At 58.4% G+C, this 11,332-nt stretch carries 12 protein-coding genes and 2 pseudogenes; 10 read left to right on the top strand and 4 right to left on the bottom strand.

All coding sequences use genetic code 11. From position 1 onward, the window contains the following. Positions 1-161: 161 nt before the first annotated feature. The 6 genes from msrA (at position 162) to BMAGN_RS01620 (ending at position 4,652) form a co-directional block, all read left to right on the top strand. A complete protein-coding gene (gene msrA, locus BMAGN_RS01645; protein ID WP_022859687.1) occupies positions 162-674 on the top strand; it encodes a peptide-methionine (S)-S-oxide reductase MsrA in 513 nt (170 codons plus the stop codon). Positions 675-761: 87 nt separating this feature from the next. Continuing rightward, a complete protein-coding gene (locus tag BMAGN_RS01640; protein ID WP_022859686.1) occupies positions 762-1,157 on the top strand; it encodes a GntR family transcriptional regulator in 396 nt (131 codons plus the stop codon). Positions 1,158-1,189: 32 nt separating this feature from the next. Further along, on the top strand, positions 1,190-2,098 hold the full coding sequence (locus tag BMAGN_RS01635) for an ABC transporter ATP-binding protein (protein WP_022859685.1): 909 nt from the start codon (positions 1,190-1,192) through the stop codon (positions 2,096-2,098). Then, the gene (locus tag BMAGN_RS01630) at positions 2,095-2,790 is read left to right on the top strand and encodes an ABC-2 transporter permease (RefSeq protein ID WP_081640856.1); all 696 of its coding nucleotides are present in this window, start codon (positions 2,095-2,097) and stop codon (positions 2,788-2,790) included. Before BMAGN_RS01635 ends, BMAGN_RS01630 begins: the two co-directional genes overlap by 4 nt. Before the next feature lie 103 nt (positions 2,791-2,893). Next, entirely contained in the window at positions 2,894-4,264 is a 1,371-nt protein-coding gene (locus BMAGN_RS07810; RefSeq protein ID WP_022859683.1) for a hypothetical protein, read from the top strand. A gap of 79 nt (positions 4,265-4,343) precedes the next feature. Continuing rightward, the gene (locus tag BMAGN_RS01620; protein ID WP_022859682.1) at positions 4,344-4,652 is read left to right on the top strand and encodes a hypothetical protein; all 309 of its coding nucleotides are present in this window, start codon (positions 4,344-4,346) and stop codon (positions 4,650-4,652) included. Between the two features lie 6 nt (positions 4,653-4,658). Here BMAGN_RS01620 and BMAGN_RS01615 read toward each other — a convergent pair whose 3' ends face one another. Next, positions 4,659-5,360: a histidine kinase gene (locus tag BMAGN_RS01615; protein WP_034250238.1), complete on the bottom strand. Its 702-nt coding sequence runs from the start codon at positions 5,358-5,360 to the stop codon at positions 4,659-4,661. A 146-nt stretch (positions 5,361-5,506) separates the two neighbouring features. Between BMAGN_RS01615 and BMAGN_RS01610 the strand changes: the two genes are divergently transcribed. The 4 genes and pseudogenes from BMAGN_RS01610 (at position 5,507) to BMAGN_RS08025 (ending at position 7,974) form a co-directional block, all read left to right on the top strand. Continuing rightward, positions 5,507-6,514: an ABC transporter ATP-binding protein gene (locus BMAGN_RS01610; RefSeq protein WP_026501992.1), complete on the top strand. Its 1,008-nt coding sequence runs from the start codon at positions 5,507-5,509 to the stop codon at positions 6,512-6,514. A gap of 527 nt (positions 6,515-7,041) precedes the next feature. Further along, positions 7,042-7,323: pseudogene (locus tag BMAGN_RS08700) on the top strand (ABC transporter permease); the annotation flags it as partial. Further along, positions 7,310-7,597: a hypothetical protein gene (locus BMAGN_RS08495; RefSeq protein ID WP_034250235.1), complete on the top strand. Its 288-nt coding sequence runs from the start codon at positions 7,310-7,312 to the stop codon at positions 7,595-7,597. The pseudogene BMAGN_RS08700 and the gene BMAGN_RS08495, both read left to right, overlap by 14 nt. Continuing rightward, positions 7,546-7,974, top strand: a complete 429-nt coding sequence (locus BMAGN_RS08025; RefSeq protein WP_238548733.1) for an ABC transporter permease — start codon at positions 7,546-7,548, stop codon at positions 7,972-7,974. The genes BMAGN_RS08495 and BMAGN_RS08025 overlap by 52 nt, the downstream gene beginning before the upstream one ends. Here BMAGN_RS08025 and BMAGN_RS01590 read toward each other — a convergent pair. The 3 genes and pseudogenes from BMAGN_RS01590 to hdcA all read right to left on the bottom strand — a co-directional run bounded on the left by BMAGN_RS01590 (position 7,971) and on the right by hdcA (position 11,243). Then, positions 7,971-8,598: pseudogene (locus BMAGN_RS01590) on the bottom strand (isochorismatase family protein). The gene BMAGN_RS08025 and the pseudogene BMAGN_RS01590 overlap by 4 nt on opposite strands. 132 nt (positions 8,599-8,730) lie before the next feature. Next, a complete protein-coding gene (locus BMAGN_RS01585) occupies positions 8,731-10,275 on the bottom strand; it encodes a basic amino acid/polyamine antiporter (protein WP_022859675.1) in 1,545 nt (514 codons plus the stop codon). Between the two features lie 17 nt (positions 10,276-10,292). Next, on the bottom strand, positions 10,293-11,243 hold the full coding sequence (hdcA, locus tag BMAGN_RS01580) for a histidine decarboxylase, pyruvoyl type (protein WP_022859674.1): 951 nt from the start codon (positions 11,241-11,243) through the stop codon (positions 10,293-10,295). Between the last annotated feature and the right edge of the window lie 89 nt (positions 11,244-11,332).

Raw genomic sequence — 11,332 nt, 5'->3', positions numbered from 1 at the left:
GGGAATGGAAACAGGTTGCTGTGTCATGCCCCCACCCTAGCGAAAAAGCGCGGGTACCGTAACAGTATTCCACCGTCGTGAATGTTTGGTGGAACCGGGAATCCCCCAATCGCCGCCAGGATTGATTATGAACGGGTCTTGTTCTAAGGAAAAGAGGATTCATGAATCTGCGGGAAATTTATGTGGCGGGCGGTTGTTTCTGGGGAACGCAGGCGTATTTCCAGCGCATTCCGGGCATTGTGGACACGCAAGTCGGATATGCGAATTCCGCAATCGACCATCCGTCGTACCAACAGGTGTGCAGCGGCCTTACGGGAGCGGCGGAAACGGTCCGGCTCACGTACGATCCTTCCGTCATCTCGCTGCCGCTTATTTTGGAAGCGTACTCGCGCACGATCGATCCGACGCTCGTCAACCGGCAGGGCAACGATCGCGGCACGCAGTACCGTACGGGAATATATTGGACCGATCCTGTCGACGAACCGGTCGTCCGCGAATTCCTGGACGATCTGGCGGAATGTGTCGGCGAACCTGTCGCCATCGAGTGCGGCCCGTTGCGCAACTTTTTTGCCGCGGAAACGTACCATCAGGATTATTTGGTCAAGAATCCCGGCGGATATTGCCATGTCAATCTGTCGGACGCCGATCGTTTCGTCGCGGAACATTTGAAATGAGACAAACACACCAACAGGTTGACGAGATCCAACATTATATATAGTGTATATATTGTTTATAAACACTTATATCTATGGAAGACTTCTATGTTGGAAATTATCGTCTCGAACTCGAGTGATAAACCGATCTACGAGCAGATCTCCTCACAGATACGCGCACTGATCATGTCGGGCGAGCTTACGGAAGGCGAGCGCCTTCCCTCGATCCGCCAGCTGGCCAACACGCTGCACATCAGCGTGATCACCACAAAGCGCGCCTACGAGGAGCTGGAACGCGACGGTTTTATCGATTCGGTGCAGGGCCGCGGCAGTTTTGTCAGCGGAGGGAATGCGGAATTCCTGCGCGAAGAACGCATTCGCAACGTGGAGAAACTGCTGACGCAGGCCGTCGCCGAAGCGCGTGAGGCGGGCGTGCGCAAAAGCGAGCTGCATGATCTGCTTGATCTTGTCAGCGACGAGATCGAGCACGGCGCGCGCGCTTGAGTTCGGAAACTGGACCGAAAGGTTGGTGTGGCATGGACGCGCAATGGGCCGGTACGGCCAATCCGCTCCTGTCCGTACGCGGATTGTGCAAACGGTACGCCGATTTTGCTTTGGACCACGTGGATCTTTGTGTTCCCGCGGGGGCCATCGTGGGGCTGGTGGGCGTCAACGGTTCGGGAAAAACCACGTTGATGAAATGCGTGTTGGGACTGGCACATGCGGACGCGGGATCTATCGAGCTGTTTGGCAGGCGCCTGTCCATGTCGGAAGACGCGGCCGTCACCCAATCCCATGAGCGCATGGGCGTGGTGTTCGACACGTTGCCATTCATGCAGGACGCCACCGCCACGGATATCGGCAAACTGTTGGCGGATGCGTACCGCGAATGGGACGGCGGAACCTACATGCGGCTGCTGCACGCTTTCAACCTTCCCCAAGGCAATGCCGTCCACGAATTATCCCGCGGCATGGGCATGAAACTGCAAGTCGCGTGCGCGCTCAGCCACCATGCGTCCCTGCTCATGCTTGACGAACCCACAGCCGGGCTCGATCCCCTGTCACGCAACACGGTGCTCGACACGTTGGCCGCTTCGATGACCGACAGTACGGGCATGCTCATCACCAGCCACATCACCACCGACCTGGAACGTCTGGCCGACTACATTGTCTGCATTGACGCGGGCCATGTGGTGTTCGCGGTGGAAAAGTCGCAAATTTGCGATATTGCGGGCATTGCGCATTGCCGCGCCAAGGATGTGGAGACGGTGGCATCCAGCGGATTTTACAAGTCCAGCGCGCTGCGGACGCTGGCGATGCCGATGGAAACCATGCTGCTGGTCCCCGACCGCTTCGCCTTCGCGCGACAATTCCCCGGCATTCCCGTGGAACATGCCACGCTGGACGCGTATATCAACCTCATGTTGGAAGGATCGGCATTATGAGAATGATGGTTCGTTCCGATTTCTTGTCGTTGCGCCATTCGCTCGTGCGCCAGGCGTTGCTGACCATGGCGGTGGGAGCGTTCGTGGCGTTCGGTATCGGCAGTTGGATCGTGGGCATTACGGTGTGCGCAGTCGCGTTGCCGTTCTCCATGATGATGTCGCTGTTGGCGGCCGACGAAACGAACGGATGGCAATCGTTCCGACTCACGTTGCCGCTCTCGAGGCGCACCGTGGTCGTAGGCCGGTATGCGAGTATCGCGTTGCTGGGATTGCTCGGGTTGGTGTGCGGTTTCGGCGCTTTCCTTATCACATGCATGGTGGCGCTCGCGATGGACATGGCCGGACAAGACGGTGCCGGGGCATTCCAGATGCCCGCCGGATTCCCCGCGGCCGAATTGTTCATCGTCGCCGCGCTCTCGCTGGCCGCGGCCCTCGTGGGGCTCGCCATCATGCTGCCGTTCGTGGTGAAAATGGGGTTTACGCGCGCAATCCGGTATGTTCCGGTCATTTTCATGGTTGTCATCATGATGGGATGGAGCGCGCTTGAGGAATCCGACCTGACGCTTGTCTCCTCCGCGTTGGAATGGCTGGTCAGCGTGCCCGACGCGTTCGCGGTATTCGCGGGCGCATCGATTGTCTACGCGCTCTCCTGCATGCTGTCCGTCCGCCTGTATCGCACGCGCGAGTTCTAGCGCTTCCAGTTTCTTCATCGCTTCGCCTCACTCGAACAACCGGCCGCGCGCGCCCGCGGCGCCTTACACTGAACATCATTGGCTGGTTATTCGAGGAGGCGCTTTGCAAACACTGAAACATTGGGGCGTATGGATTACCGAGGCCGCCATCAGTGGCGTGCCAATGATTCCGCTGTTCATTTTCGTCACGTCGTTTATCGCCCATGAGGGTGCGTTCACGTACGTGCTGCCATTCGTGCTGTTCTACGCGTTCAACAAGATGGGCGAATTCACGCTCGGCATCTTCGGTGAGGTCAACAACCCGTACCGGCTCGCGCAGATCAGCGCATGGATCGTCATTGTGGGCGCCGTCGTATGCTGGTTCGGGCACCTGTCGATCATCTGCTATGACATCTCCGGCATCCTTATCGGTTTCGGCAGCTCCATTTTCGGCACCATGTACCGCACAGTCAAATCCGAAATGCTCAAGCTCGGCCGATTCCCCTACCAGCATGCCAACCTTATGGGCTTCGCCATCATGACGATATTCTCGTTCCTTATCCTTGGCGCCCAGGGCAAACTGGAAACCACCATTATCGCCGTCTACATCGCCATGGCCGTGATCGCGCTGCTCACGTTGCAAGGATTCAAGGTGGACCAGGACGCAAAGAACCGCTCGCTGTTCCAGCCCCATACTGGCGACATCCGTTATGGCATTCCGGCACTGCTGATGCTGCTCATCGCGTTCTTCGTGCGCCTGTTCAAGCAGACAGCGGGCGCGGCCGACATCATTGTCATCATGGTGCTCGCAGCCATCATCATGGTCGTCGTCAACGTGTTCACCAAATACCTGCCCAAGCAGGCGTTCAACTACCATGGCGTGTACTACAACGAAGTACTCATCATGGTGGTGCTGTTCAACGTCTTTTACTACATCGCATGCAACAACATTCCCGCCGTGCTTCTCATTAACGGCCTGCAATTCCTCGGCCAGTTCATCGCGATGATCGCCGGAGCCAAAGTCATCAACGCGCTGCAGGACCGCAACATCAAGCACATCCTGACGCTCGGCATGATCATTGCGCTGGCCGTGTTCGCGATTCCCAACACGATTACGGACGCCATCGCCGTTCTCGCCATCGGCTTCCTGTCCCAGACGGGCGACGCGCTCGTCAGCGGCACGTTCCGCAAGCAGTCCCAGCTTTCGGATGTGGACGCCGCGCTTTCGTCGCAGAAAACGATCGGCACGGGCATTGTGGCGGGCCAGACGATTCTCGTCATTGTGCTTGCGCTCGTGTCGCTATTCGTATTGCACAACGACGCCACGGCCATGTCCGCGTACGCGTTCCATATGGACATCGCCCATGTGGATACCGCGTTCCTGTATACACGCTGGATTTGCGCGGCGCTGATCGCCGTCCAAGGCGCCATCATGTTCCTCCGCAACCATCCGGGCGCCGACCGCGAGCCGCACGTGACGGGCGCCACGGCGTAATTCTTCTTATTGCGCAATCGTCAACCATACGACATGGCGTACACTGCAAGGAACTAATCGATCTTATTGAGGAGCTTCTATGGAACTACCAGATTTTGTAAAGCAGGCCCAGGAAAAGATTCAGCAGAGCCTGCCGGAAGCCAAGATTGACCAAGCGACCATCGACAAGATCATGTCTCTTGTCCCCGAGGACCTAGTCAGCAAGATCCCGTCCGTCGTACGCAACCACGCCATCACGAAAACCATTGAAAAGGTGGCCAGCGAACATCCCGACCTGTACAAGAAGTTTACGGAAAACGGTCCCGTGTCCGAGGAAACGCGCACGAAGATGGCCGAAGCGGTGCGCAACATTTTCTCGCAGAAAATGGATAAGCACCATATGAACTGAGGTTCCTCATAGGAACGCGCATGTGAAATATGCAAAAGCGGTGTCCCCTTGCGCCGTGGCCACCACCTGGTTCGCCTGTACCAGCATGATGGCGCTGGTCAACGTATGGCCCACATTGTCGTGGATCTCGCGCGCGATGCGCACCTGTTCTTCCATGCGTGCCCGCCGCAAATCCTCGCCGCGCCCCGCCCTCATGTCGTCGAGGCGCATATGAGACAAGCGCAACCGTTCACGCTGGCCGTCGGCGAGCGCCCGCCAATGCTTCGCCTGCGTTCGGGCCTCGCTCACCAGGTATCCGGTAAGCGAGGACAACAACGTGAATACGCCTACGGTCCACGCCATGAATCCCGGCTGGGGCGGCCCACGACGCCAATCCCGGCGCATATCAACGGTACTGCCGCAACCAGAATATGCCCCCGGCCTTCGGCGTGCATCATGTGGTTTCCTCATGCCGCATGCCGCGAAGAACGCCATGTCCGCGCCGGCCACGGGCAGGAACACCAGCCACGGTTCCACCATTATGCAGGCCAGTGAAAACACGAGATGGCAGGCGGTGCGCCAAGCTCCTCGCGCAACCATGCCAAGCGCGGTGGCGCATACGCATGCGAGCAGTCCCGCGACCAGTGGTATGGCCACAGCGATGCCCGCTTGCATGGCGACGAGCACGCACAGCGCGAGCAGCGGGATATGCAACGCCATCAGTGCCATCTGTCCGCTCCTCTCCCGCCAGTGCACCCTATGTTCCAGCCAACCATACTGCGCTCGCTGGTGCCGGTGACATTCGTCACTATTATGGGCGCAAATCGGGAGGAAAAGCACTATGTCGCCACATGATTTTCACGCATGATGGCATTATGAACATTACGCAACAGCGGCCGGCCTCTGGATCTTCCGCGGCTTCGCAGCCCACGCCGGCCATTATGGTCAACGATTTGGTCAAACGTTATGGCGACAATCTTGCGCTCGACTACCTGTCCATGCAGGTGCGCCGCGGGGAAATTTACGGATTGCTGGGTCCGAACGGATCAGGGAAAAGCACGGCCATCAATTGCATTCTTGGCCTGCTCGCCTACGAGTCGGGCACGATCCGCATTTTTGGCGAGCCGATGACGCCCACGAGCTACGCGCTCAAGCGGCGTATCGGCATGGTGCCGCAAGATGTGGCCGTGTTCAACGAGCTGACGGTGGAAGAGAACATCGACTATTTCTGTTCCCTGTACGTGCCGCATAAAGCGCGTCGGCGCCAGCTTGTCGAGGAAGCGGTTCAGTTTGTGGGATTGAACGATTATCGCGCCTACCGTCCACGCAAACTTTCCGGCAGCATGTTGCGGCGTTTGAATATCGCATGCGGCGTGGTGCACCAGCCCGATCTCATTTTCTTCGATGAGCCCACGGTCGCCGTGGATCCGCAAAGCCGCAACGCGATTTTGGAAGGCATCCGGCAGCTCAACAAGCGCGGCTCGACCGTCGTATACACGACGCATTACATGGAAGAGGTTGAACGCATTTGCGACCGCGTCCAGATCATCGACCATGGCCACCAGATCGCGTTCGGCACGGATGAGGAACTCAAACGCATGGTGGATGTCGGCGAGCGCATCAATGTGGAAACACCCTCGTTGTCCACGGACGTCCAGGCCCGTGCGGTCGCCATCGAGGCGTTGAAGCAGCTGCCCAATGTACAGGATGTGGCGTTCAAGGACGACACGCTCGCCGTCACCTGCGTGCAAGGAGACCACAATCTGATCGACGTGCTGCAAACCTTGCGCGAGCACAATATTCCCGTCGACCACATCAGTTCGCACTCCCCCACACTCAATGACGTGTTTCTGGCGCTCACGGGCACCACGCTGCGCGATTGAGCGACACCCGGAAAGAGGACATCATGTGGACCACTTTCATCACCACCCTGAAAATCAACTTGCGGGCGAAATCCGCAGTATTCTGGATGTTTTGCTTCCCCATCGTGCTTTCCACCATGTTTATGGGCATGTTCGGCAACCTCGACAAGCAATACCATGTGGAGCCCATGCGGTTCGCGGCCGTGACCGACCACGCGTTCTGTAACGCGACGGCAGCACGCCAACTGTTGCGATCCCTGGAACGCGATTCTATGGAAACGCTAGCATGCCAAGCGCTTCCCGAGCAAACGGCGCAGGCCGGTGAAGCGAGCGAATTGCGCGATCTGCTCGTTTTGCAGCCGGTAGACACCGCAACGCAAGCGCAAACACTGATCAACGCCGACCCATCCGTGCACGGCTATGTGCAAGTGGACGGCGAAGGCATGATGCACACCGTCATTAGCCGCACCACCGTTTCCGACGCAGGCAATGCGACCAACGGCGCGAGCCTGCCCATCTCGTTGTCCATCCTGAACGAGGTCACGGGCACCAAAATCGGACTGTCCACGGCCTTGGCGTGCGTATGCTCGCTGTTCACGGGCCTGTACGGATCACCGGCCATGCGTCTGAGTGAAACGATCCAACGGGACGCGCCGGCGCTCGCCATCATCAATCCGGCCCAGCAAATCACGAACTTGTTCTACGACATCCTCTACTACGACTCGTATGAACCATTCTGGCGCACCATCATCATTCTGCTGGCCATGACGGTGCTCTGTCTTGCGGCGGCCACCGCGTTCCTGAGGAGGCAGCGATATGAACACCTTTAATACCACGATTCGGGTGTTACTGGCCAAGCGGGTCATGATCCTCATTTATGTGGTTGCGCTCAGTTGCATGATGTTCGGCCTGAGCTGGAGTTTCGCCCAACAAAACGCCAAAGCGGACACGTCCACCACCTACGATTCGGTACGTCCCACGGTGGCCGTGGTCGACCGCGGTACGGATGGTGCCGGTTTCTCAACGTCCTTGCAAACATTCCTGGCGCACGATTGCGACATGTCCATGTCGGATCCAGCGACGAGGATTTGCAGCATGCCGTAGCGTCCAACTACGTGGACCTGCTCGTCATGGTTCCCGACGGATACGTGCAACATATGGCACAGGCGCTCCAGGACGGGCGCCCGCTTCCCGAACTGGATGTGGTCATGTTCACGTCCGGCATGGCGTTCCCCGTATCGATGATGCCGGCTGCCATGATCGCTATTGGCAAGTTCACTCCCGGATGGTGGTTCTATCAATCCATTGAAGCGTTGAATGGTACAGGTGGGAGCTACAGTCTTGCCGGTTGGGCCGCAAATCTCGCATTGGTGGCGCTTTCCGGCGCGACATTCATCTGCCTGGGACTGGCCGTCTCGAGGATCCGGCGGGCGAGGCCGTCCTCACAAGGATCGGCCGTCACCCAACCCGCCGGCAACTAAAGCGTGGAATCGGCGCCTTCCACCAAGATCACACCCGCGTCCCGCAACTGGTCGAGCGCAAGCTCGCCCAGTTCCGGGCTGACGGGCACGCTCAGATCCGTGTACACACGCGTCGCAAATCCCAAGCGTTGCGCGTCCAGCGCGGTGTCTTTCACGCAATGGGACAAGGCGATGCCCACGATGTCCACGTCAGTAACACCATGGTCGCGCAGCAAGCGTTCGAGCGTACGGGAAGCCATAGCGTCCACTTCCTCGCGCGTGGGGACGGCGTCAGAATTGTCTTCCACGCCTTCGAATCCCGAATAGGCCGCGCTGTACTGCCCTTTTTTCATATGGTGATCGATATTGAGGTCTTTGATGCACGCATGCAGCTGCGCGTTGGCCGACCCGGCTTTGCCGTGAACGGGCCACGTGTCCACATAGTCGGGATCCTCCGACCAATGGCGCCCCGGCTCGATATGCCAATCCTGCGTCGTGACAATCAGATCGTAACAGTCGCGGTTGCGCACCACGAAATCATGAATGGCCTGCGCCACGGCGTTGCCGCCATCCACCCCCCAGCTCGCCGCCTTCACAAAACGTGGGCTGGACGTCCACAATAATAAGAGCACGTTTGTCTGTCATGCGAGCATCGTAACAATTCAAGGTCCAGCCATGCGGCATGCCGCACAAAAAATGGAAAGTACGAACCAATAAAAACGGGATTACCGGCGGATAATACGTCAGTAATCCCGTTTTCAGTCAAGCGGATGCCGATTAGGAAACGAACACGCCGCTCTTGACGGTGTAGAAGATGCCGATGATGCCCACAATAATGATGAGCACCGCGAGCACCTTCTCCCACTTGGTGAACAGGTCGAACACCTTCGTGCCCTTTTCATGTTCGCGACGGCCCACAATGAACAGCGGAATGCCGATCGCGTACAGGATGCAGGCGATCATCAAATAGTTGAGACCGGCCGAATACACCAGGTAGAGCGCGAAAATCGTGCCGATCACACCGGTAGCGATACCGTTCTTCTTGGAGAAGCGGATGCCCTTGGGCCACGGGTCCTTGAGCGCGATCTTCCACAAGAACGCACAGCACAACAGGTAGCATGGCATGGCCATCACGGAGGTGATGGAGATCATCGTATTCCACGCGTTGCCGCTTACGAAGTAGCACAGCACGAAGATGACCTGCGTGATGATGGCCGTCCAGATCAGCGACGTGGACGGGGCGCCATGCTTGTTCTGCTTGCCGAAACGTTCCGGGAAAATGCCGTCACGTGCGGCGAACAGCGGCATCTGGCCGAGCATGATCATCCATACGAGCCACGAGGACAGCACGGAAATGATCACGCCCACGTTCACGAGGTCGGAACCCCATTCGCCGAACTTTTGCGCCATGATCACGGCCATGGAAGGATTCTGCATTGCACCGACTTCGCGGTAGTCGTACACGCCAAGCGGCAGCAGCGACACGAGCACGTAGAGCACGAGGATCACCAGGTAGCCGATCGTCGTGGACTTGGCCACGTCCTTCTGGCTGCGCGCCTCGCCGGAGACCACAACCGCGCCTTCAATGCCAATGAACAGCCAGAGCGTGACGAGCATGGTACTCGAAACCTGCCCCATGACGTTGCCGAAGTCGAAGTGCATCGGCACGCCGGCCTTCGTCATGCCCCAGAAGCCGATGGCGAACTGCGAGAACTTGAAGATCGTCATCATGGCCACAATGAACACGAGCACGGGCACGATCTTGCCGATGGTACCGATGATGTTCAGGAACGCGCCCGACTTGGCGCCACGCAGCGCCAGCAGCAGCATGATCCACGAAATGACGGAAGCGCCAATAATCGAGGCGATGTTGTTGCCGCCCGCGAACTTGCCCGGGAAGAAGAAGTTCAGCGTGGACATGATGAGCACGCCGTACGCCACGAGAGCGAAGCAGTTGCAGATCCAGTAACCGTAGGAAATGAGGAATCCCACGAACTTGCCGAATCCCTTGTACGCGTAAGTGTACAAACCGTTCTTCATGTCCGGGCGCGCCTGCGCGAGGATGCGGAACGTGTTGGCGATGAACCACATGCCGATGGCCGTGATGCCCCACGCGATGATCTGGCCGCCCGCGGACGCGGACACGGCCATGTTCTGCGGCAAATCGTAAATGCCGCCGCCCACCATGGCGGAGATCACAATGGCGATCAGGCCGATCAGGCCCACCTTTTTGGTCTGGCTTTGGCCGGAACCGTCCGACTTCTGCACATCCGAGGAGCCCTTGGCGGCAGCAGCCTTCGGCTGGGAAGTTGACGTAGTCATAATACTGCCTTTGCTGTTTACTTTAAGCCGGTAAGCGACTCAAATCCCTGTTCGTCCAACCATTCGTTGATGGTCATGTTGTTGAGTGCGCCGAAGCCGGCATCCGGGACGGCGTTACGCGCGAGCGTGACGTATGGGCCCACGGTGATGGCGTTGCCGATCTGGTTCGGCTTCATCATCACGTAGTTGTAGCCCACGTACGTGCGGTCGAACAGGACGCCCGAATCGCGGCCGCACTCGACAACGGACCACACGATTTCCTTGCGGTGCTCGTCGAGCCACGCCTTCATGTCCTCTTCGTTGTCGTTTTCGGTCCACACGCCGGCGTCCTCAATGAACAGGTCGGCGCAGTAGTCGCGGTCGTTGGACAGCGAGATGGCGATGAAGGACCACACGCCGTAGCCTTCGCCGTCCTCAAGCGGACGGTTTTCCTTCGGACGGTACGCCGTGACGCCCTTGTTGGCGCAGATCACATGGGCGCCCGGAGCCGGGTGGTAACGGCGGTCCTTGTCGGTACCGAACAGCTCGATGCCGGCGTCCAGCAGTGGCTTGGCGTCATAGACGGGCAGCTCGGAGCCGTCGAACTGGTGCTCCGTGAACAGCGGGTTGATGCGGTTGTTGCGAATGTCCTCGTGCACGGCGAGATCGTGGCCCCAGATCTGGCCCATGACGCCGCAGAAGGAGGAAGCCGTCAGCATGTTGATCTGGCCGACATAGGCGTCGGCGCATTCGGCCTTGTCGTAGGTGACGATGCCGTCGATCAGGGCGTCGTCGGTCTTGTCGACCACGCCGCAGCTGACCTTAAGAATGTTGACATAACCGTTGCCGTAGGCGCCCGGCATGCCGTAGCCGTCGCAGTAGCAGTCGTACGGGCTGATGGCCGTGCGGTCGAGATGCGGGTGGCGCATCGTTTCATGGCGGTTCTTGCCCAGCGCAATCATATGGTTGTCGCGAAGTTCCGTAGACATAATCGTTTCCCCTCTTGAAAAAGAATCAAGACGTAGATTTCCGTCTCCCTGGCGAAAATCCGGTATAGAAGTGAACAATGGATTTGAAA

The organism is Bifidobacterium magnum, assembly GCF_000741255.1.
GTDB lineage: Bacteria > Actinomycetota > Actinomycetes > Actinomycetales > Bifidobacteriaceae > Bifidobacterium > Bifidobacterium magnum.
This window is presented reverse-complemented; position numbering and strand designations above follow the sequence as displayed.